15 protein-coding genes and 4 tRNA genes are annotated in these 21,436 nt (G+C 45.6%); 14 read left to right on the top strand and 5 right to left on the bottom strand.

Features of this window, described 5'->3' with window-relative positions; translation table 11 throughout:
* Positions 1-71 precede the first annotated feature (71 nt).
* The 3 genes from lon (at position 72) to ICN36_RS09945 (ending at position 4,257) form a co-directional block, all read left to right on the top strand.
* Positions 72-2,504: an endopeptidase La gene (gene lon, locus ICN36_RS09955; protein WP_216228184.1), complete on the top strand. Its 2,433-nt coding sequence runs from the start codon at positions 72-74 to the stop codon at positions 2,502-2,504.
* A gap of 106 nt (positions 2,505-2,610) precedes the next feature.
* Positions 2,611-2,686, top strand: a tRNA-Val gene (locus ICN36_RS09950).
* Positions 2,687-2,793: 107 nt separating this feature from the next.
* Positions 2,794-4,257: a peptidylprolyl isomerase gene (locus ICN36_RS09945; RefSeq protein WP_216228183.1), complete on the top strand. Its 1,464-nt coding sequence runs from the start codon at positions 2,794-2,796 to the stop codon at positions 4,255-4,257.
* 1 nt (position 4,258) lies between these two features.
* Here ICN36_RS09945 and ICN36_RS09940 read toward each other — a convergent pair whose 3' ends face one another.
* Complete coding sequence (locus ICN36_RS09940) at positions 4,259-4,930, bottom strand: arylesterase (protein WP_216228182.1); 672 nt, start codon at positions 4,928-4,930, stop codon at positions 4,259-4,261.
* 2 nt (positions 4,931-4,932) lie between these two features.
* Here ICN36_RS09940 and ICN36_RS09935 point away from each other — a divergent pair, with 2 nt between their 5' ends.
* The 3 genes from ICN36_RS09935 to ICN36_RS09925 are packed head-to-tail and all read left to right on the top strand — an operon-like array spanning position 4,933 to position 10,441.
* The gene (locus ICN36_RS09935; RefSeq protein WP_216228181.1) at positions 4,933-5,607 is read left to right on the top strand and encodes an ABC transporter ATP-binding protein; all 675 of its coding nucleotides are present in this window, start codon (positions 4,933-4,935) and stop codon (positions 5,605-5,607) included.
* A gap of 21 nt (positions 5,608-5,628) precedes the next feature.
* On the top strand, positions 5,629-9,666 hold the full coding sequence (purL, locus tag ICN36_RS09930; protein ID WP_216228180.1) for a phosphoribosylformylglycinamidine synthase: 4,038 nt from the start codon (positions 5,629-5,631) through the stop codon (positions 9,664-9,666).
* Positions 9,611-10,441: a spermidine synthase gene (locus ICN36_RS09925; RefSeq protein ID WP_216862078.1), complete on the top strand. Its 831-nt coding sequence runs from the start codon at positions 9,611-9,613 to the stop codon at positions 10,439-10,441. The genes purL and ICN36_RS09925 overlap by 56 nt, the downstream gene beginning before the upstream one ends.
* A gap of 84 nt (positions 10,442-10,525) precedes the next feature.
* On the opposite strand, the gene ICN36_RS09920 is transcribed toward ICN36_RS09925, so the two are convergent.
* Both ICN36_RS09920 and ICN36_RS09915 read right to left on the bottom strand, forming a co-directional pair.
* Positions 10,526-13,111 (bottom strand): bifunctional aconitate hydratase 2/2-methylisocitrate dehydratase, encoded by a 2,586-nt coding sequence (locus ICN36_RS09920; protein WP_216228179.1) that lies wholly within the window; start codon positions 13,109-13,111, stop codon positions 10,526-10,528.
* Between the two features lie 206 nt (positions 13,112-13,317).
* The gene (locus ICN36_RS09915) at positions 13,318-13,506 is read right to left on the bottom strand and encodes a superinfection immunity protein (protein WP_216228178.1); all 189 of its coding nucleotides are present in this window, start codon (positions 13,504-13,506) and stop codon (positions 13,318-13,320) included.
* Between the two features lie 112 nt (positions 13,507-13,618).
* On the opposite strand from ICN36_RS09915, the gene ICN36_RS09910 reads away from it, so the two are divergent.
* The 4 genes from ICN36_RS09910 to ftsB are packed head-to-tail and all read left to right on the top strand — an operon-like array spanning position 13,619 to position 17,830.
* Positions 13,619-15,280: a CTP synthase gene (locus ICN36_RS09910; protein ID WP_216228177.1), complete on the top strand. Its 1,662-nt coding sequence runs from the start codon at positions 13,619-13,621 to the stop codon at positions 15,278-15,280.
* Between the two features lie 9 nt (positions 15,281-15,289).
* Positions 15,290-16,153 (top strand): 3-deoxy-8-phosphooctulonate synthase, encoded by an 864-nt coding sequence (gene kdsA, locus ICN36_RS09905; protein ID WP_216228176.1) that lies wholly within the window; start codon positions 15,290-15,292, stop codon positions 16,151-16,153.
* 52 nt (positions 16,154-16,205) lie between these two features.
* A complete protein-coding gene (eno, locus tag ICN36_RS09900) occupies positions 16,206-17,498 on the top strand; it encodes a phosphopyruvate hydratase (RefSeq protein ID WP_216228175.1) in 1,293 nt (430 codons plus the stop codon).
* Positions 17,499-17,524: 26 nt separating this feature from the next.
* Positions 17,525-17,830, top strand: a complete 306-nt coding sequence (ftsB, locus tag ICN36_RS09895) for a cell division protein FtsB (RefSeq protein WP_216152813.1) — start codon at positions 17,525-17,527, stop codon at positions 17,828-17,830.
* A gap of 4 nt (positions 17,831-17,834) precedes the next feature.
* Here the strand turns inward: ftsB and ICN36_RS09890 are convergent, their stop codons facing one another.
* Positions 17,835-18,800: an Hsp33 family molecular chaperone HslO gene (locus ICN36_RS09890; protein WP_216228174.1), complete on the bottom strand. Its 966-nt coding sequence runs from the start codon at positions 18,798-18,800 to the stop codon at positions 17,835-17,837.
* A 65-nt stretch (positions 18,801-18,865) separates the two neighbouring features.
* On the opposite strand from ICN36_RS09890, the gene gltX reads away from it, so the two are divergent.
* The 4 genes from gltX (at position 18,866) to ICN36_RS09870 (ending at position 20,657) form a co-directional block, all read left to right on the top strand.
* On the top strand, positions 18,866-20,263 hold the full coding sequence (gltX, locus tag ICN36_RS09885; protein ID WP_216228173.1) for a glutamate--tRNA ligase: 1,398 nt from the start codon (positions 18,866-18,868) through the stop codon (positions 20,261-20,263).
* 78 nt (positions 20,264-20,341) lie between these two features.
* Positions 20,342-20,417: transfer RNA gene (locus tag ICN36_RS09880), tRNA-Ala, on the top strand.
* A gap of 35 nt (positions 20,418-20,452) precedes the next feature.
* Positions 20,453-20,528: transfer RNA gene (locus ICN36_RS09875), tRNA-Glu, on the top strand.
* 52 nt (positions 20,529-20,580) lie between these two features.
* A tRNA-Asp gene (locus ICN36_RS09870) sits at positions 20,581-20,657 on the top strand.
* A 36-nt stretch (positions 20,658-20,693) separates the two neighbouring features.
* Here the strand turns inward: ICN36_RS09870 and ICN36_RS09865 are convergent.
* The gene (locus tag ICN36_RS09865; protein WP_216228172.1) at positions 20,694-21,428 is read right to left on the bottom strand and encodes a sterol desaturase family protein; all 735 of its coding nucleotides are present in this window, start codon (positions 21,426-21,428) and stop codon (positions 20,694-20,696) included.
* Positions 21,429-21,436 lie beyond the last annotated feature (8 nt).

Here is a 21,436-nt window from a genome sequence, read left to right as displayed (position 1 = left end):
TTAGTGGTTGTTGTTTAAATTGCCACTAACTAAGACTTTTTGAGGTTTGATTACTTTGGAGGATTTGCCCCATGCCTGGCCACTTATTACTGCCCTCTGAACCGATTCAACTACCTTTGCTCCCTTTGCGGGACGTAGTTGTATTTCCTCATATGGTGATTCCACTGTTTGTGGGTCGCCCAAAATCAATTAAGGCCCTAGAGGCAGCCATGGAAACTGGCAAGAACGTCCTTTTGGTGGCCCAAAAAACGGCTGCTAAGGATGAGCCTGTCATCGAGGACCTGTACGAGGTCGGCTGTATTGCAAATATCCTACAGATGCTCAAATTGCCGGACGGCACTGTCAAAGTACTGGTTGAGGGTGTACAGCGCGCAGAAGTCAGTCAAATTGAAGATAGCCTTGGTTACTTCAATTGCGAAGCAACGCCGACTGCTATCAATGCAATTGATGCTCATGAAACTGAAGCCTTGCGTCGCGCGATCATGGCGCAGTTTGATCAATACGTAAAACTCAATAAAAAAGTTCCACAGGAAATTTTATCTTCACTAGGCGGCATTGATGATCCAAGTCGTTTAGCCGATACCATCTGCGCGCACTTGCCTGTCAAGCTTGAGCAGAAACAACGTTTACTCGAAATGATGGACGTGGTGCAACGCTTGGAGAGTTTGCTTGCTGATCTCGAAAGTGAGATTGATATTCTGCAAGTGGAGAAGCGTATTCGTGGACGTGTTAAACGTCAAATGGAAAAGAGTCAACGCGAGTACTACCTCAACGAACAGGTAAAAGCAATTCAGAAAGAATTAGGTGAAGGCGAAGAGGGCGCTGATCTCGAGGAACTCGAGAAGCGCATTAAAGCTGCGCGAATGCCTAAGGAGGCTTTAAAGAAAGCAGAATCTGAGCTTAAGAAACTCAAGTTGATGTCACCGATGTCTGCAGAGGCTACGGTCATCCGAAACTTTATCGATACACTGGTTAATCTTCCTTGGAAGAAGAAAACCAAAATCAACAATGACCTTACCAATGCTGAAAAAGTATTGGATGAAGATCACTATGGCTTAGATAAAGTCAAAGAACGTATTTTGGAGTACCTCGCAGTCCAACAACGTGTTGATCGTGTCAAGGCCCCCATTCTTTGTTTAGTAGGCCCTCCCGGTGTTGGTAAGACATCTCTTGGGCAATCTATTGCACGTGCAACCAATAGAAAATTTGTACGCATGGCCTTAGGTGGTGTGCGCGATGAGTCTGAGATTCGTGGTCACCGTCGCACCTATATTGGTTCCATGCCTGGCAAGATTTTGAGCAGCCTCACTAAAGTGGGTGTCCGCAATCCTTTATTCCTCTTGGACGAAGTAGATAAGATGGGTATGGATTTCCGCGGAGATCCAGCTAGCGCCCTGTTAGAGGTTTTAGATCCAGAGCAAAACCACACTTTCCAAGATCACTATGTTGAAGTGGACTTTGATCTTTCAGATGTGATGTTTGTGGCCACCTCGAATTCCTTGAATATCCCTGGCCCATTACTAGATCGTCTTGAGATTATTCGCTTGGCTGGTTACACAGAAGATGAAAAGACCAGTATTGCTGTGAATTATTTGATTCCAAAACAAATCAAAAATAACGGTCTGAAAAAAGACGAACTCAAGATTGAAGACAGTGCTGTGCGCAATATGATTCGTTATTACACGCGTGAAGCCGGGGTGCGTTCTTTAGAGCGTGAAATCAGCAAAATTTGCCGTAAGGTGGTCAAGCTCTTGCTTCTAAAGAAAGAGGCTGCGCCCGTAGTTGTGAATGCAGATAACTTAGAGAAATTTTTATCAGTACGCATGTACGATTTTGGTTTAGCGGGTAAAGAAAACCAAGTTGGTCAAGTAACTGGTTTGGCGTGGACTGAGGTAGGTGGAGATTTGCTCACTATTGAGGCAGCGGTTATGCCGGGCAAAGGTGTAATTACACGTACAGGCTCTATTGGTGATGTGATGAAGGAGTCTGTTGAGGCTGCGCGTACTGTGGTTCGCTCAAGATCCAAGCGACTTGGTATTACTGATGAAGCTTTTGAGAAGAAAGATATTCATATTCACTTCCCAGATGGCGCAACCCCAAAAGATGGCCCATCAGCTGGTATTGCAATAACAACAGCCTTAGTATCCGTCTTTACAGGCATACCAATCCGCTCTGACGTTGCTATGACTGGTGAAATTACTTTACGTGGTGAAGTTCTTCCAATTGGTGGATTAAAAGAAAAGCTTTTAGCGGCCCATCGTGGCGGTATTAAGCTGGCCTTAATTCCGGAGGAGAACGTGAAAGATCTGATTGATATTCCAGATAATGTCAAAAATGCTATTGAGATCATCCCGGTTCGTTGGATTGATAAGGTTCTAGAGTTGGCATTAGAGCGCATGCCAGATGCATTGCCTGATCCGACACCTGAAGAGCTGGCTAAAAAGGCTGCAGAAGCCAGCAAGGTAAACGAAAAGGGTGCAGCAGCAGACGTACTTAAGCACTGAAAATAGGGTGATTTTCCGCTAAATGAACCTCGTCAATTGAGGTCGGTTTAGCGGAAACCCCACCCGAAACCCGCGCTTAGGTTACAATCTCACCTGTAATATTTTGGGGCGCTTAGCTCAGTTGGTAGAGCGTCTGCCTTACACGCAGAATGTCGGGAGTTCGAGCCTCTCAGCGCCCACCAAACTATTACGTTTTGTTCTTTCTTGGCCTACTCAGGCTTTCCAATACCCATCTGCTACACCCCTAGTACACTCGTGGTATTGATATTTTTAATTAGCGAACTTTTACATGTTTGATACCGTCCGTAAGCACCAACGAATTTTGCAGCTTGCCTTAATGCTTTTGATTGTTCCGTCTTTTGCATTTTTTGGAATCTCAAGCTATTCCAGCTTTTTGGATAAAGAGACCGATCTCGTCAAAATTAATGGCAAACCCATTACTGCCCAAGAGGTTGACTCTGCTGCGAAACGTCAAGCAGAACGTGTTGGTGGAAATGCTCAGATTGCACAAAGCCTTCAATTTAGACAGGCAATCTTGAATGAGTTATTGCAACAACGCATTCTTGGATTTGCCGTAAGCAATCTGCGATTGCAGGTTGGTAAAGAAGCCCTAATCAAAAGCTTGCAAAATATTCCACAAATTCGTGCTCTTTATAAACAAGATGGAAGTTTTGATGACGCACGATTTAAACAATTGTTAGCTAGCAATGGATTGAACGAAGAGCAGTTTTATGCAAGCCAAGCATTTGATTTAAAGATCAGTCAACTTGTTAACTCGGTTGCCCGCACTGAAATTGGTAGTCCAAAATTATCTGAAATCGTATCAACCCTTTACGAGACTGAGCGTCAAGTTCAGACTCTATCGTTTGATGCGAAAGATTACTTATCTAAGGTAAACCCATCGCAAGAAGAGCTTCAGACCTTTTATAACGCAAATGCCAAACTCTTTGAAAGTCCTGAATACGTTGACGTTGAGTACATCGTTCTTAAGGCTGATCCAAAGGATGATGCTAAGGTATTTAGTGAAAAAGCAGACCAATTTGCTAATATGACATATGACCAGTCAGATAGTCTTAAGCCGGCTGCAGATAAATTAAAGCTCAACGTACAAACCCAGAAAGGTGTCACTCGCGCTGGCGCAACGGGCGTTGCAAAAGATCATCCATTGGCCAATCCCAAGGTAGTCCAATCTTTATTTGGCGATGAAGCTATTAAGAACAAGCGCAATATTGAGGCAGTACAAACAGCCCCCGGCGTATTTGTTTCAGCGCGTGTAATCACTTTCCACCCAGCACAAACTTTGCCATTTAAAGATGTTGCGGCAGAAGTGAAACGTCAAGTGAGTCAGCGCATGGCCGAAAAGCTTGCTGTAAGCGCTGCCGCAGATCGGTATGCTGCATTGGAGAAAGATCCTAAAAGTGCAACTGGATTTGCAAGCCCTATTTGGGTTTCTCGCAATAAACCTGGTAATTTAGTAGGCGGGGCGCTAGATGATGTAATGTCTGTTAACCCCGATAAATTCCCTGCACTTGTTTCCGTACAAAATCCTGGTGTTGGTACGATCTTGTATCGCGTAGATCAAGTACGCCAACCTACCGGTATCGATGCAAAGGTGCATAAAGCACAAGCTCAACAGATTCAAGCTTTGGCTGCTCAATCTGAATTTGCTGGTTTTATGGCTTATTGGCGCGATGTTGCCGGCGTTAAAGTGATTAATCCACTTAAGCCGCCATCATCTGGTTCGGGTAGCTAAGTTATTTACTCTTCAGTATTGATTGATATGGGGCCATAGCGCCCCATACATTTTTATAAAGAATCGTTTGTGCTTTTTCATTGGGATGCATGCGATCGGCCTGAAATAGTGCTGGGTCCGAGGCTACACCCTGTAAAAAGAAGGGGAGCAGTTGAACTTTCTCCTGTTGAGCTAGCTCTGGAAATAAATTCTGAAATTGCTTTGTGTAAGTTTGCCCATAGTTTGGTGGAATCTGCATGCCAAACAAAAGCACTTTTGCTCCAGATTGTTTGCTCAATCGAATCATCTTGCGCAAATTATTTTCTGACTCTTGAATGGAGAGTCCGCGCAATGCATCATTTGCGCCGAGCTCTAAAAGAACAATACCTGGCTTCTTTTGCTCTAGTAATTTTGGCAATCTAGACAGGCCGCCTGAACTGGTTTCACCGCTAATGCTGGCATTAAAAATATTCCAAGGACTAGATTCTATTTTTAGTTGTTCCTCCAGCAGCCTTACCCAGCCAGTTCCACGCGCTAAACCGTACTCAGCCGATAGGCTATCGCCCAAGACCAAAATAGTAGGGTTCGTTTGACCTTGTGTGCCAAAAGGAATAAACAGGCAAAATAGGGCAGCTGCCAGTGTTATGGCCCTCAGTTTTTTATTCAAGAAGCTCAACCAAACAATTTGATTCATTTATGAGTGTTCCAGAAAAAGTCCTTAGTGCGATACATCTAGGTAAACAAGTTTTATCTAGCGATGGATCGTTAACTATTTTGCACGACATTAGCTTTGATGTCTGCGGGGGTGAAAGTATTGCTATAACGGGCGCATCTGGTTCTGGCAAAAGTACCCTGCTTGGGCTATTGGCTGGGTTAGATACTCCAACAAGCGGGCATGTTGAATTGGCCAATCAAAATCTGAATCTGTTGGATGAGGACGGACGGGCCAAGTTACGGGGTCAAAAAGTAGGCTTTGTTTTTCAATCCTTTCAATTGCTGCCGCATTTAACGGCACTTGAAAACGTGATGCTGCCAGCCGAGCTGAATGGTCTAAAGATGGCCAAAGAAAATGCCCTAATGTGTCTTGAGCAAGTGGGTTTAGGTGAGCGTGCCAACCATTTCCCCAAAACCCTATCTGGTGGAGAGCAGCAACGTGTAGCCTTGGCCAGAGCATTCATCATGAGGCCTGCCATCCTTTTTGCGGATGAGCCTACTGGCAGCCTGGATGAGGTCAGTGGAAACCGGGTTATTGAGCTCCTTTTTGAGCTAAATCGAGCCAACCATTCAACCCTGGTTTTGGTGACCCATGACCAGGCCTTGGCTGATCGGTGCCAGCGGCAATTCCACCTTCAGGGCGGGCGCTTAGTGTAGGCAAAACCTTATAATCTAGGGATGTCTTTCTTCCACTTTTTGCCCGGCGCTGATGCGCTTTCCTCTTTCCGCCAACAGCGACTTTTAGCTACATTGGCGGCACAAGGGGTTGATCTTGAGTCCATCGAAGCTCAGTACCTTCATTTCATTTGGTCGACGGCTGAACCTAGCCCTAAAAACCAAGAGGTCATGGCAAGCTTATTGACCTATGGCCAGCCTTTTAATTCCAAAATAAATCCAGGCAAGTCTTGGTTTGGCAATAGCAAGGCAGATAGCCAAGGCGCGATTGTTATCCCAAGATTTGGAACCGTTTCTCCTTGGGCCAGCAAGGCAACTGATATTGCTCGTCAATGTGGACTGGATGTTTTACGTCTCGAGCGTGGAGTTCAGTTTGCATGGAAGGGAAAAAAAGTGCTAACTCCAGAGCAAACACAATTAGTGCTTGCTGCTGTGCATGACAGAATGACAGAAGCGGTTATTGATTCAACTGATGATGCCAATAACTTATATCAATCATTGGAGGATAAGCCTTTAGCGCGAATCCCTGTAATGACAGAAGGTAGGGCGGCTCTTGATAAAGCCAACCAAGACTTAGGCCTAGCCCTGTCTGACGATGAAGTAGCTTACCTCGCTGAAAACTTTACTAAGCTCAAGCGTAATCCATCCGATGTTGAGTTGATTATGTTTGCTCAGGCGAACAGTGAGCATTGTCGTCATAAAATATTTAACTCCAGTTGGACTATTGATGGTGACGATCAAGAGCGTTCTTTGTTCGCCATGATCCGCAATACTCATCAATTGCAACCAGAAGGCACGATTGTTGCTTACTCAGATAACTCTGCAGTCATGGTTGGTTGCGAAGCCGAAACCTGGGTTCCCCAGGGCGACAATCATCGTTACGAAAAAGATACACGTTTAGTTCACACCTTAATGAAGGTCGAGACACATAATCACCCAACAGCGATTGCGCCATTTCCCGGGGCATCTACAGGCGCTGGTGGTGAGATTCGTGATGAGGGTGCCACCGGTATTGGCGGTCGCCCTAAGGCAGGTCTCACAGGCTTCTCTGTTTCCAATCTCAATATCCCTGGTACAGATCTTCCATGGGAGATTGAGACATATGGCAAGCCTGAGCGTATCGCAACACCTTTGCAAATCATGATTGATGGTCCGCTCGGTGGCGCTGCATTTAATAATGAATTTGGCCGCCCAATATTGGGTGGATACTTCCGCGTCTTTGAGCAAACCCTGGATGGAGTTCGTCGTGGTTATCACAAGCCCATCATGATCGCTGGCGGTATCGGTAGTATTGATTCGATCCATACTGAGAAAAAGGCAATACAAGCAGGTCACCTGTTAATTCAGCTAGGTGGCCCTGGCATGCGCATTGGTATGGGTGGTGCAACTGGTAGCTCTGTTGCAACCGGTACAAATACGGCCGATCTTGATTTTGATTCTGTGCAACGTGGAAACCCAGAAATGGAACGTCGTGCACAAGAAGTGATTAATGCCTGCCGTGCGCTTGGTGAAAACAATCCAATCGTTTCTATTCATGATGTTGGTGCAGGTGGTTTATCAAATGCATTCCCTGAGCTGGCTGATGGTGCTGGTTTAGGAGCTTCATTTAAGCTTCGTAGCGTGCCGCTTGAAGAGAGTGGCATGAGCCCTGCAGAAATTTGGTGCAATGAATCTCAAGAGCGTTATGTATTAGCAATCGATAAAAAGGATTTAGATCTCTTTAAATCGTTTTGCGAACGCGAACGTTGCCCCTTTGCCGTAGTTGGCGAAGCAACAGCAGAGCGCCAACTTAAACTGAGCGATACCAAGCAAGCTGCTGGGGCTGATGCTGCATCACCAATAGATATGCCGATGGAAGTTCTATTGGGCAAGCCTCCTAAAATGCATCGCAATGTCACGAGAGTGGCTCAAGAATTTAAAGAGTTGGATGTTACAGATGCTGATTTAGCGCAATCGATTGCCTGGGTATTGCAACAGCCTACCGTAGCAAGCAAATCATTTCTAATTACGATCGGCGATAGAACTGTTGGCGGTTTAAATGCACGCGACCAATTTGTTGGGCCATGGCAAGTTCCCGTAGCCGACTGTGCGGTCACGATGATGGACTATCAAAGTTATCGCGGCGAAGCTATGTCTATGGGTGAAAGAGCCCCATTGGCAGTAATTGATGCGCCTGCGGCAGCGCGCATGGCGGTTGGTGAGGCGATTACCAATCTATTGGCTGCAGATATCGCGAGCCTCGATAGCGTAAAACTCTCTGCTAACTGGATGGCAGCATGCGGTGCACCCGGTGAAGATGCCAAGTTATACGATTCTGTAAAAGCTGTTAGCATGGAATTGTGTCCTGCGCTCGGAATTTCTATTCCGGTAGGCAAAGATTCGCTGTCTATGTCGACTACATGGAAAGATCACAAGGAAGATAAAAAAGTAGTAGCTCCAGTTTCCTTAATTATTTCTGCTTTTGCCTCAGTACTTGATGCGCGAAAAACGTTAACGCCACTTCTTCAATTAAAAGGCAAAGACGGATCCCCTCAAGAAACTGAATTGATTTTGATTGATTTGGGTCGCGGCAAAAATCGTATGGCTGGCAGTATCTTGGCCCAAGTTTTGGATCAATCAGGAAAAATTGCACCAGATCTTAATCATCCAGAGGATCTAAAGGCGTTGGCTACAGCCATTATTGAGCTTCGCAAGCAAGATAAGCTATTGGCATACCATGACCGATCGGACGGCGGCTTGCTGGCTTGTGTTGCAGAAATGTCATTTGCTTCACATTGCGGCATTTCTCTCAATGTGGATATCATTGCCATGGATGCAGGGCAAGAGCCAGATTATGGCGATGCTAAAAATTGGGCGCAGCAGGTTTCAGGTCGTCGTCACGAACAAACAATGCGAGCATTATTCAACGAAGAGCTTGGCGCCGTTATTCAGGTTCGAAAAGAAGATCGTGATGCCGTCTTTGCAGTATTGAGAAAATTAGGCTTAAGTGCATTTAGTCATGTCATTGGCAAACCTAATGCCAATGGTCGTATCGAGATTTGGCGTGACGCAAAAAACATTTTCGCCGAGCCTCGCGAAGTTCTGCAGAAAATATGGACTAATACTAGCTATCAAATTGCACGCTTGCGTGACAACCCTGCCTGTGCTGATAGTGAATTTGCACTCTTAGAGAATATTTCTGATCCAGGCATGAGTCCAAAGCTCACATTTGATGTGGCTGAAGATATTGCAGCACCTTACATCGCCAAGAATGCTAGACCTAAGGTTGCCATCTTGCGTGAGCAGGGCGTTAATTCTCATGTAGAAATGGCTTACTCGGTGAATTGGGCTGGATTTGATAGTTATGACGTGCATATGTCTGATTTGCTCAGCGGGAAAGCTAAATTAGATGATTTCAGAGGGCTTATTGCCTGCGGTGGTTTTAGTTACGGAGATGTATTGGGTGCTGGTGAAGGTTGGGCCAAAACGATTCTCTTTAATCAACAACTGCGTGATCAATTTTCAACCTTCTTTAATCGTCAAGATAGCTTTGCGCTAGGTGTTTGCAATGGATGTCAAATGATGAGCAATCTCTCGGGAATCATCCCTGGTGCTGAGGCTTGGCCTAAATTTACCCGCAATCAATCAGAGCAATACGAAGCACGTTTGGTTATGGCCGAAGTAATGGCTTCACCATCCATATTCACACAAGGCATGGAGGGTAGTCAGATTCCTATTGCGATTGCGCACGGTGAGGGATTTGCCAATTTCAGTCAGCAAGGCAATCTAGATCAGATCCAAAAGCAGGGTTTAGCTGCTTTCCGTTTTGTTGATCATCAAGGCAATCCTACCGAAATCTATCCAATGAATCCAAATGGATCGCCAGAAGGATTGACTGGGGTAACCACTCCAGATGGTCGCTTTATGGTCATGATGCCTCATCCTGAGCGAGTATTTAGAGCTGCTCAGATGAGCTGGTGTCCACCGGAATGGCTGAATACACCAGATGGCGCGAGCCCTTGGTTACGTCTTTTCCGAAACGCGCGTCGCTGGGCAAATTAAGTTGTCCACTAAGCACTTAGTGGAACCAGTTACTTTTTCAGAAAGTGGCGGCATTCGATACCTTCATTTTGGAACTGAATTGATTCAGGGTGCGATGCGCTTGCGGGATCCCGAAGAGATTTATCTTGAGTACAACCAGCAAATGATGGCATGGTTACTCTTCTTGGAGACTAAGCCGGGAATGCGCGTTGCTCAGCTTGGCTTAGGTACTGGTGCCTTAACTAAATTTCAGCATAGTTATTGTCCAGCAGTTAAAACCACTGTTGTCGAATTCAATCCTGCGGTAATCGTTTCTGCAAGATCGATGTTTTTTACGCCCAATGATGATCGCAGGCTTGAAACACTTCAAATGGATGCTAAAGTTTTCGTTCAAGACAAAAAATACATAGAACAGTTTGATGCAGTGCAGGTTGATCTCTATGATGCAATCTGTGATGGGCCTTCAGCAAGCTCCTTAGATTTCTACAAAGGCTGCTACAACATCCTCAAAGGTCCAGGAGTGATGACGGTTAATCTTTTTTCAAGGCACAAAAGCTTTGACGTAAACCTTCGGAATATCTGTGAGGCTTTTGATAACAGGGTGCTCTTATTTCCAGAGTCCCATGATTGCAATGTCGTGGCGATTGCATTCAAAGGACCCAAACTCGAGGCAGAATGGAAGGATGTATCTAAACGTGCAAAGCTCATTCTTGAGAAGACGGGATTGCCAACTAATAAGTGGGTGTCCGGTATCAGCCGTGAGAATGCAAGGCAAGAATTAAAGCTTTCTATCTAAATATATCCTAGACAATAAAAAAGGCGATCGTTTGATCGCCTTTTTTATTTCTCAGCCTCATTAAAGACTGAGGGTCATGCCCAATTAAACCGTTACTGTATCTGCAACATCGCTAAACGACTTGAGCTTATCAAAACTCATGTATTTATAAACATCACCAGCTTTGGCATCAAGCGCCTTCACTTGCTCTAAATACTCAGCAGGAGTAGGTAGACGACCTAGAAGGGCTGCAACAGATGCCAATTCAGCAGAAGCCAAATACACGCGAGTATCAATACCCAAGCGATTAGGGAAGTTGCGTGTAGAGGTTGAAACGGCTGTTGATCCTTTACGGATTTGAGCTTGGTTACCCATACATAGTGAGCAGCCTGGGCTTTCCATACGCGCACCAGCAGCACCCAACATACCGTAGTAGCCTTCTTCCATTAAAACCATTGCATCCATCTTAGTTGGAGGTGCTACCCATAAGCGGGTTGGCATATCTTTCTTACCCTGCAAAACCTGACCGGCTGCACGGAAGTGGCCAATGTTAGTCATGCATGAGCCAATAAACACCTCATCAATTTTGTCACCAGCTACTTCAGACAATATCTTGACGTCATCTGGATCGTTAGGGCATGCAAGGATAGGTTCTTTGATTTCATCAATATTAATTTCGATAATCTCTGCATAGTCAGCATTTGCATCCGCTTTGAGAAGTTGTGGATTGGCAATCCAAGCTTCCATGGCTTTAATTCGGCGACCAAGAGTACGCTTATCTTCGTAACCGTTAGCAATCATCCATTTCATCAATGTGATGTTTGATGTCATGTACTCGATGATTGGCTCTTTGTTCAGGTGAACCGTACAACCACCAGCAGAACGCTCAGCAGAAGCATCAGACAATTCAAATGCTTGTTCAACTTTAAGGTCAGGTAGACCTTCGATTTCGAGAATGCGGCCAGAGAAAATATTCTTTTTGCCTTGCTTTTCAACGGTGAGCAAACCTTTCTTGATTGCATACAAAGGAATGGCATTCACTAGATCACGCAAAGTAATACCAGGTTGCATCTTGCCCTTGAAGCGAACCAATACAGACTCAGGCATATCCAACGGCATTACACCAGTGGCGGCAGCAAAGGCCACCAAGCCTGAACCTGCAGGGAAGGAGATACCAATTGGAAAGCGTGTATGGCTGTCGCCACCGGTGCCGCATGTGTCTGGGAGGAGTAAGCGGTTTAACCAGCTATGGATCACACCATCGCCTGGACGTAGGGCAACCCCGCCACGATTGGTCATGAATGGTGGCAGTTCATGTTGAGTCCGAATATCTACTGGCTTTGGATAAGCTGAAGTGTGGCAGAAGGACTGCATTACAAGATCAGATGAGAAGCCAAGGCAAGCCAAATCTTTTAGCTCATCACGGGTCATAGGACCAGTAGTGTCCTGTGAGCCAACAGTAGTCATGTGTGGCTCACAGTATGTGCCGGGGCGAACGCCTTGGCCTTCGGGTAAGCCGCATGCGCGACCAACCATCTTTTGCGCCAAGCTGAAACCTTTTTTGTTGTCCACAGGATTAACAGGCAAGCGGAACTCAGTAGAAGCAGGTAATCCAAGGGCAGCACGCGCTTTAGCAGTTAATCCGCGACCAATAATCAAAGGAATACGACCACCTGCACGGACTTCATCCAAGATCACTGGGGATTTCAATGTAAAGCTCGTGATCTCGCTACCATTTTTAAATACTTTGCCTTCGTATGGACGAAGCTCAATCTCATCGCCCATGTTCATTTGGGAGACATCTAATTCAATTGGTAGCGCTCCTGAATCTTCCATAGTATTAAAGAAGATTGGGGCAATATTAGTGCCTAAGCACACACCACCATAACGCTTGTTTGGAACGAATGGAATGTCTTGACCTGTCCACCAGAGAACGGAGTTGGTGGCGGATTTACGTGAAGATCCTGTTCCAACCACGTCTCCAACGTAAGCAATTTGATTGCCTTTTTTCTGGAGTGCAGCAATTTGTTTCATTGGTCCGCGAACACCAGTCTCATCTGGCTCAATGCCAGGACGCGGGTTCTTTAGCATGATCGTTGCATGCAATGGAATATCAGGACGACTCCATGCATCTGGTGCAGGAGAAAGATCGTCGGTGTTTGTTTCACCAGTGACTTTGAATACAGTGAGCTTCATACTTTCTGGTACAGCAGGGCGAGCAGTAAACCACTCTGCATTTGCCCAACTTTGCATGACTGCTTTAGCGTTCGCATTGCCTTTTTCGGCAAGCTCTTGCACGTCATTAAAGTAATCAAACATCAAGAGTGTTTTCTTGAGTGCTTCAGCTGCTGCTGCGCCACATTCCGCGTCAGAAAGTAGCTCTACTAATGGCTTAATGTTGTAACCGCCGAGCATCGTACCCAACAATTCGGTAGCGCGTATGCGGGAAATTAATGGAGATTTTTCTGTGCCTTTGGCAACAGCATCTAAAAATTCAGCTTTTACTTTGGCTGCTTCATCTACGCCAGCAGGAACGCGGTCGGTAATTAATTCAACAAGCTCGGCTTCTTTGCCAGCAGGAGGATTTTTCAGTAACTTCACCAAATCAGCAGTTTGGTCTTTGGTTAGAGGAAGAGCTGGAATTCCAAGGGCTGCACGTTCGGCAACTTGGGCGTTATAGGCTTCTAACATTGTGTTTCCTATGAGGTAAAAGTGGTCAATAGAAAGGCCAAAAGGGAATTTTCTCCCGATTGTCCAAATTATAGTTGCTTATTTAAGTCTTATATAAGAGTTTAAAGCCCTAATTTCGCTCAAAAATGGGCTATTAATAGAAATATTAGGGTTTTTACGTAATTAACCTCAAGATTTGCACTTCAGGCGCAGCCAATCCTAGCTGCTTACAGGGTCTGCTCATCCTTCATTGCCCACACTAGTGCAACAACCCAGCCAATGAGGGACCAGCCCAAAAAGAGATTTAGGGCAAAAATAGCCCCGGAATTAGCCCTTTTCTTACTGAAGGCAATCGCAAAAGGTAGGAAATAAAAGAGGGATAGAAGGGTGAGGAGGACTGCAAATATAAGGCGCATATGGTCTAAATTAGCTCAGATAAATGAATGTTCTTGCCATGTTACCGAATTTGAAATTGATTGCTTACGTCTCTCTGTCGTTATAATTACTTTTTCCAACAGAGCTTAAGCGATGACCAAATACGTTTTTGTCACTGGTGGTGTGGTTTCTTCTTTAGGGAAAGGAATCGCAGCTGCCTCGCTTGCCGCGATTCTCGAATCCCGCGGCCTGAAAGTCACCCTCCTAAAATTAGACCCCTATATCAACGTTGACCCGGGCACCATGAGTCCGCTCCAGCACGGTGAAGTTTTTGTTACCGAAGATGGCGCAGAAACTGATTTGGACTTGGGTCACTATGAGCGCTTCGTCTCGGCGAAGATGCGTAAAAGCAATAACTTCACTACTGGCCAGATTTACGAATCAGTGATTAGTAAAGAACGTCGTGGCGAATATCTTGGTAAGACAGTGCAAGTTATTCCACATATCACTAACGAGATTCAGGCTTTTGTAGAGCGGGGCGCAAAAGCAAGTCATGATGGCAAGGCTGATGTTGCCATTTGCGAAATCGGCGGCACAGTTGGTGATATCGAATCACTTCCGTTTTTAGAGGCTGCAAGACAGATGAGCTTGCGCTTGCCAATACATGATTGTGCCTTTGTTCATTTGACTCTTGTGCCTTACATCAATAGCGCAGGCGAGTTAAAAACTAAGCCTACTCAGCACTCAGTGCAAAAGCTTCGCGAGATTGGCATTATGCCAACCGTCTTACTTTGCCGTGCTGACCGACCCATTCCTGAAGATGAGCGGGCAAAGATTTCTCTCTTCTCAAATGTCCGTGAAGAAGCGGTTATTTCCGTATGGGATGTAGACACAATCTATAAGATTCCTGAGATGCTCCATGCACAGGGCATGGATGATTTAATTAGTCGCGAGCTTGACCTCAAAGCTAAACCAGCAGATTTATCTGTATGGGCTAATTTAGTTTATGAAATGGCAAACCCGCAACATGAAGTGACTATTGGCATGGTCGGAAAGTATGTTGAGTTAACCGAGTCCTACAAGTCACTTATTGAGGCATTGCGACATGCTGGTATTCATACACATACTCGCGTCAATATTAATTACATTGACTCCGAAGTCATCGAAAAAGATGGCGTAGATTGTTTGCAAAACTTAGATGCTATTTTGGTTCCGGGTGGCTTTGGTAAACGCGGAACAGAAGGTAAGATTGCCGCTATTCGCTATGCCCGCGAGAACAACGTTCCATATTTAGGAATTTGTTTGGGTATGCAATTGGCTGTAATTGAATTTGCGCGACATGTAGCTAATCTTACAAATGCAAATAGCACTGAATTTGACCCACAGTCTGAGCAACCTGTTGTGGCCCTCATTACTGAATGGCTCGATAGAGAAGGTAACGTTGAAAAACGTACCAATGATTCTGATTTAGGCGGAACAATGCGTCTTGGCTCGCAGCGTTGTCCGGTTAAGGCGGGTACCTTGGCTCACCGCATCTATGGCGCCGAAGTAAATGAGCGTCATCGCCATCGTTATGAAGTAAACAATACCTACGTGCCACAGCTAGAGCAATCCGGCTTAATTATCTCTGCCAGAACTCCTAATGAAGAGTTGCCAGAAATGATGGAGTTACCAGCTTCAATTCATCCTTGGTTCTTTGGCGTGCAATTTCACCCGGAGTTCACTTCAACACCGCGTGATGGTCATCCCCTGTTCTCCGCGTTTATCAGTGCTGCACTTGAGCATCAAAATGCTGCTGAGAAGCAGGCTGCATAAAGGAAGAATATGAGCACATTCAAACTATGTGGTTTTGATGTTGGTTTAGATCACCGCTTCTTTTTGATTGCCGGTCCTTGTGTTATTGAATCAGAGCAGTCTGCTATTGATATCGCCGGCCAGTTAAAAGAAATCACTACCGCTTTAAAGATTCCATTTATCTACAAGTCTTCGTTTGATAAAGCGAATCGCTCTTCAGGCACGTCTTTTCGTGGTCTTGGAATGGATAAAGGCTTAGAGATTTTGGCTAAAGTCAAAAAGCAAGTCGATGTTCCTGTATTGACCGACGTTCACGATATCAGTGAAATCACTGCTGTCGCTAGCGTTGTGGACGTATTGCAAACCCCAGCATTCTTGTGCAGACAAACCGACTTCATTAGAGCCTGCGCTCAAAGTGGTAAGCCTGTGAATTTTAAAAAAGGTCAGTTTCTTTCACCGCATGAGATGCTCAACGTGATTGAAAAAGCACGTGTAGCCGCCACTGAAAAGGGCCTTGCTGATCAATTTATGGTTTGTGAGCGCGGCGCATCTTTTGGCTATAACAACCTAGTCTCGGACATGCGCAGCTTAGCAATTTTGCGTGAGTCAAAAGCACCGGTTGTTTTTGATGCAACTCATTCTGTTCAGTTGCCAGGGGGCCAAGGTAACTCAAGCGGTGGTCAACGCGAATTTGTACCAGTTCTAGCTCGTGCAGCTGTAGCGGTAGGTATTAGTGGACTCTTTATGGAAACTCATCCAGATCCAGCAAAAGCTTTATCTGATGGTCCTAATGCTGTTCCATTGGATCGCATGAAAGAGCTCCTAGAGTCATTAGTAGCCATAGACAGCGCTGTAAAGTCAGCTGGTTCATTTTTAGAAGATAGCTTTGTGTAACTTGAAGCAAATTAGTTAAACCCCATTTCATATAGTTTTAAGGAGAAGGTGCATGAGCGCCATTGTTGACATCATCGGTAGAGAAGTTCTGGATTCACGCGGCAACCCAACAGTTGAGTGCGATGTTTTGCTTGAGTCTGGCGTTATGGGCCGTGCTGCCGTACCTTCTGGAGCATCCACAGGATCGCGTGAAGCGATTGAGTTGCGTGATGGCGACAAATCTCGTTATCTTGGCAAGGGAGTTCTTAAGGCGGTACAAAATATCAATATTGAAATTGCAGAATCCATTCTAGGATTGGATGCTAGCGAACAAGCCTTTTTAGATCGCACCCTGATTGAATTGGATGGCACGCACAATAAAGCTCGCTTAGGTGCCAATGCCACTTTGGCTGTATCTATGGCGGTTGCTAGAGCGGCTGCTGAAGAAGCTGGTTTGCCTCTGTATCGCTATTTTGGTGGCTCAGGCGGTATGCAGTTGCCAGTACCAATGATGAATATTGTTAATGGCGGCGCACACGCCAATAACAGCCTAGATATACAAGAGTTCATGGTGATGCCTGTAGGCGCACAAAACTTCCGCGATGCATTGCGTTGTGGCGCAGAAATTTTCCATGAATTGAAGAAAATTTTGGGCGCTCAAGGCATGCCAACCACAGTAGGCGATGAGGGAGGTTTTGCTCCAAACTTTAAGAGCAATCACGAGTGCTTGCAGACCATCATGAAGGCCATTGAAGGTGCTGGCTATCAGGCTGGTGAAGATGTAGTGCTGGCCTTAGATTGTGCGGCTAGCGAATTCTACAAAGACGGCAAATATCACTTGTCAGGCGAAGGCTTGCAACTAAGCTCAAGTGAGTTTTCTGATTACCTCGGTAATTTAGCGGATCAATTTCCAATTGTTTCGATTGAGGATGGTATGCACGAAGGCGATTGGGATGGTTGGGCCGACATCACCAAAAAACTTGGTAAGAACATCCAGTTGGTTGGCGATGATTTATTTGTTACTAACACCCGCATCCTTAAAGAAGGAATTGACAAGGGAATAGCTAACTCTATTTTGATCAAGATTAACCAGATTGGTACCTTGACCGAAACGTTTGCTGCTATTGAAATGGCCAAACGTGCAAATTACACCGCGGTAATTTCACATCGCTCAGGCGAAACAGAAGACAGTACTATTGCGGATATTGCCGTTGGTACCAATGCGGGTCAAATTAAGACTGGTTCTTTATCTCGCTCTGATCGAATTGCTAAGTACAACCAACTCTTGCGTATTGAAGAGGATTTAGGCGATGTTGCTACCTACCCAGGCAAGTCTGTTTTTTATAACCTCAAGCGTTCTGTTTGAGATATTTCCGGCTTATTGAATAGCATATGCGAATAGTCATCTACTCCATGCTGGTTTTGCTAATAGCAATCCAGTACCCCCTTTGGCTGGGGAAGGGTGGATGGTTAAAAGTTTATGAGATGGAGCGCCAGGTGGAGCTTCAAGAGGCTAAAAATAGCCTCTTGGCTCTGCGTAATGCCAAGTTATCTGGGGATGTGAAAGATCTCAAGGATGGTACTCGAGCAATTGAAGAGCGTGCTCGTGTTGAGCATGGCTTAATCAAAGAGGGCGAGTTTTTTGTACAAATCTTGCCAGCGGATAAATCATCAGATGCGCAAGCTACAAAGCAATGATTGTCTAATGACCGCTGGATGGCGGTCTTGTAGCATCACTTAATAAATCAGTCTTAAATACTTGCAAGCAATCAACTGCATCAAAGCGATAGGGCTTTGCGCAGAAATCGCAAATGGTCTCAACGGCGCCTTGTTCTGCCAGTATGCTTTGAACCTCTTGCTCACCGAGCATTCGTAAAATATCAGCAACCTTGGTACGAGAACAGCGACATGCAAAGCGAATGGGTATGGCGGGGAAACTTCTCACACCATTCTCGGCGGACTCCTCTAAAAAGAGCCTCCTTAAGATGGTTTCTGGGGGGAGGGTAAGTAATTCTTCATTGGTAATTGTTTCGCCAAGCGTTTGAATGCGCGACCAACCTTCAGTAGCAATCTGTGGGTCCAAATGGGCATGGCCACCTGAATTTGGCAAGCGTTGCAACAACAAGCCACCGACATGGGTGTCACTTGAGGCAAGCCATATACGCGTATCTAGCTGCTCAGAATTTTGCATATATAGCGCTATCGCTTCAGCAGCGCTGGTAACGGGCTTTATTACGGATCCCTGATGGTCCTGAAGGGCGACTATACCTTGATAGGGGGCTTGCCCAGGCTCACGATCAGCAGGGTCGAGGGTAATAACCAATCTTCCGCTGGAGCTTACGTCTAATAGGTCTGCCAGGGATGCATCAAGGGCAATGTCTGAAGGGTCAACCGAGAGCTTAACCGTCGCGCGCATCGATAAATCCGATTTACATTCCACCACAAGCAGTTGGATTGGGCCCTTGCTTTGGGCTTGAATAATCAGAGTTCCATCAAATTTCAGACTAGCGCTTAAAAGGGTGGCTGCACCTACAAAGTCGCCCAGAATGCGGCGGATGGCAGGGGGGTCATTTCGACGCTCTAAAACAGCCTGCCAGGCGCTGCCAATTGACACAATCTCACCGCGTACCGGGGCGCCATCACACATAAAGACAAGTAATTCGTTCATAGCTCAAAGTATCCACTTTTTTTCAGATTTAGTCCCATCATTCACGACCTGAGATAATGTGATTTATGCATATTCGTACACGATTCGCCCCTAGTCCCACGGGCTTTATTCATCTGGGAAACCTTCGCAGCGCTCTTTATCCGTGGGCATTTGCTCGCCACAATAAAGGCGACTTTATTCTCAGAATTGAGGATACCGATTTAGAGCGTTCTACCCAAGAGGCGGTCGACGTCATCATCGAGGGAATGGCATGGCTTGGCCTTGATTTAGATGAGGGCCCAATCTATCAAATGCAACGCATTGATCGATATCGTGAGGTCGTAAAACAAATGCTGGATGCTGGATTAGCCTATCCCTGCTACATGAGTGAGGAAGAGCTCAATCGGCTGCGTGATCAACAAATGGCCAATAAAGAAAAGCCTCGCTATAACGGCCTATGGAGGCCCGAACCTGGAAAGGTATTACCTCCCGTTCCAGAAGGCGTGAGTCCGGTCATTCGTTTTAAGAATCCAATTGGCGGGTCCGTCATTTGGAATGATGCCGTCAAAGGTCAAATAGAAATCAGCAATGATGAGCTTGATGATCTGGTGATTGCCAGACCAGATGGAACGCCTACTTATAACTTTTGCGTAGTGATAGATGACATGGATATGAATATTACCCATGTCATTCGGGGTGATGATCACGTGAACAATACACCTAGGCAAATCAATATCATGAAGGCGCTTGGTGGCATACCGCCTGTATATGCCCATTTGCCAACGGTACTAAATGATTCCGGCGAAAAGATGAGCAAGCGCAATGGGGCGATGAGTGTGCGCGATTACCAAAAAGTAGGATATCTACCTGAGGCCATCCTCAATTATCTGGCACGCCTTGGGTGGTCTCATGGCGATGCTGAAGTGTTTACCAAAGAACAATTTGTGGATTGGTTTGACCTAGAAAGTTTAGGGCGCTCACCAGCGCAACACAATCCGGAAAAATTACTTTGGTTAAATCACCAATACATTCAAAACGCAGATCCAGCTAAATTAGCGATAGCAACAAAACCATTTGCACATCAACTTGGTATGGATACTGAATCTGGTCCAGACTTTGTGCAGGTTGTTGGATTGCTAAAAGATCGCGCCAATACTTTGATTGAAATTGCTGAAGGGGCCAAGTTGTTTTACTCGCCGGCTCCTAATTTAAGTGCAGATCAAATTAAAGAAAATATTGCTGATGCCGTTATTCCTGCATTGAAGGATTTAACCGATGGCATCTCTGCGGCTGAGCCAACTAAAGAGGCATATGCTGCTGTTTTTAAGCAAGTGCTAGCAAAATATCAAATTAAAATGCCTGCTTTAGCAATGCCTGTCAGATACGCATTATTTGCCACCACACAGACGCCAGCCATTGATTCTGTATTGGTAGTTTTGGGTAAGGAAGAGGTTGTAAAGAGGCTCTCCAAGGTAATTCAGTAAGGAATTTGCGCACCTGCACAAAAATAGGATAAAATCTTGGATTGTTTTGAGTGTCTTGTAGTTTTATCGCGAGATTTCGGGGGTATAGCTCAGCTGGGAGAGCGCTTGCATGGCATGCAAGAGGTCAGCGGTTCGATCCCGCTTATCTCCACCAAGCATTTAAAACAATAGTAGTTAGTTTTAGTCCAGGTCCCCATCGTCTAGAGGCCTAGGACATCACCCTTTCACGGTGAGTACGGGGGTTCGAATCCCCCTGGGGACGCCAGATTCTTCTGGTTGCAGTAAAGATGTATGATGTTGCGTTACGCGATGTATTTGGAGCGGTAGTTCAGTTGGTTAGAATATCGGCCTGTCACGCCGAGGGTCGCGGGTTCGAGTCCCGTCCGTTCCGCCAAGACAATTAAAAAGCCCCCTTAATTGGGGGCTTTTTTTATTCAACTTGTTTGCAAGCAAGCATTTCTGCAACCTTCTTTTCTTGGCTTAAATCAAAACCACATTTCACTGGTCGGCTGGAATTCTCATAGGTACCAAACACCATATCCCAGATCGGTAAGCCATAGTTATTGCGATGTTGTTTGCGCTCGTGATGAATGCGATGCATTTCAGGGCGGACTACAAAATATCCCAACCAATGAGGCGTGCGGATGTTTGTATGCTCCCAATATTCAAACACTGCAACCCACAAAGTAGCCCAAGAGGCGGCTTCAATATTCAAACCCAGTATTCCATAGCTCACCAAGCTAATGATTAATACATTGGCAATAAAGTCAGAGGGGTGAGCATAAAAAGCCGTGAAGGCCTGGAGGCGATAAGTGCTGTGATGGATTTGATGAAATACTTTCCATGCAAAATGGTTGTAGTGTCGATAGCGATGCCACCAGTAGACAAAAAAAGTGATCAGTAGATAGGCGTAAAACCCACTTAGCCAGCTAGGTCTGGCATTCAATGATTCTGAGATTCGAGTAAATGGACTTATATCGTGTAGGTAGGGCTCAACTAAAAGGCCAACAAGGGCTGTGGCAGCTATACCAAGAATCGCATAAATCAGAAGGCGTATACGCCAAGCACTATCTGCTTCATATGCATATAGGGGGTATTTACGCTCCCATATACTGAGCGCAAGCAGGACTAGGGGGGAGAGTAAGTAGGGAATGAATGAATCCACTTCAAGTC

Origin of the sequence: Polynucleobacter sp. UK-Gri1-W3 (assembly GCF_018881595.1) — a bacterium.
Taxonomy (GTDB): domain Bacteria; phylum Pseudomonadota; class Gammaproteobacteria; order Burkholderiales; family Burkholderiaceae; genus Polynucleobacter.
This window is presented reverse-complemented; position numbering and strand designations above follow the sequence as displayed.

What these genes read in the sequence shown, in the direction of transcription:
- lon (WP_216228184.1), top strand. Translation starts at nt 72, where the DNA reads ATGCCTGGCCACTTATTACTGCCCTCTGAACCGATTCAACTACCTTTG.
- ICN36_RS09945 (WP_216228183.1), top strand. Translation starts at nt 2,794, where the DNA reads ATGTTTGATACCGTCCGTAAGCACCAACGAATTTTGCAGCTTGCCTTA.
- ICN36_RS09940 (WP_216228182.1), bottom strand. Translation starts at nt 4,930, where the DNA reads ATGAATCAAATTGTTTGGTTGAGCTTCTTGAATAAAAAACTGAGGGCC.
- ICN36_RS09935 (WP_216228181.1), top strand. Translation starts at nt 4,933, where the DNA reads ATGAGTGTTCCAGAAAAAGTCCTTAGTGCGATACATCTAGGTAAACAA.
- purL (WP_216228180.1), top strand. Translation starts at nt 5,629, where the DNA reads ATGTCTTTCTTCCACTTTTTGCCCGGCGCTGATGCGCTTTCCTCTTTC.
- ICN36_RS09925 (WP_216862078.1), top strand. Translation starts at nt 9,611, where the DNA reads ATGGCGCGAGCCCTTGGTTACGTCTTTTCCGAAACGCGCGTCGCTGGG.
- ICN36_RS09920 (WP_216228179.1), bottom strand. Translation starts at nt 13,111, where the DNA reads ATGTTAGAAGCCTATAACGCCCAAGTTGCCGAACGTGCAGCCCTTGGA.
- ICN36_RS09915 (WP_216228178.1), bottom strand. Translation starts at nt 13,506, where the DNA reads ATGCGCCTTATATTTGCAGTCCTCCTCACCCTTCTATCCCTCTTTTAT.
- ICN36_RS09910 (WP_216228177.1), top strand. Translation starts at nt 13,619, where the DNA reads ATGACCAAATACGTTTTTGTCACTGGTGGTGTGGTTTCTTCTTTAGGG.
- kdsA (WP_216228176.1), top strand. Translation starts at nt 15,290, where the DNA reads ATGAGCACATTCAAACTATGTGGTTTTGATGTTGGTTTAGATCACCGC.
- eno (WP_216228175.1), top strand. Translation starts at nt 16,206, where the DNA reads ATGAGCGCCATTGTTGACATCATCGGTAGAGAAGTTCTGGATTCACGC.
- ftsB (WP_216152813.1), top strand. Translation starts at nt 17,525, where the DNA reads ATGCGAATAGTCATCTACTCCATGCTGGTTTTGCTAATAGCAATCCAG.
- ICN36_RS09890 (WP_216228174.1), bottom strand. Translation starts at nt 18,800, where the DNA reads ATGAACGAATTACTTGTCTTTATGTGTGATGGCGCCCCGGTACGCGGT.
- gltX (WP_216228173.1), top strand. Translation starts at nt 18,866, where the DNA reads ATGCATATTCGTACACGATTCGCCCCTAGTCCCACGGGCTTTATTCAT.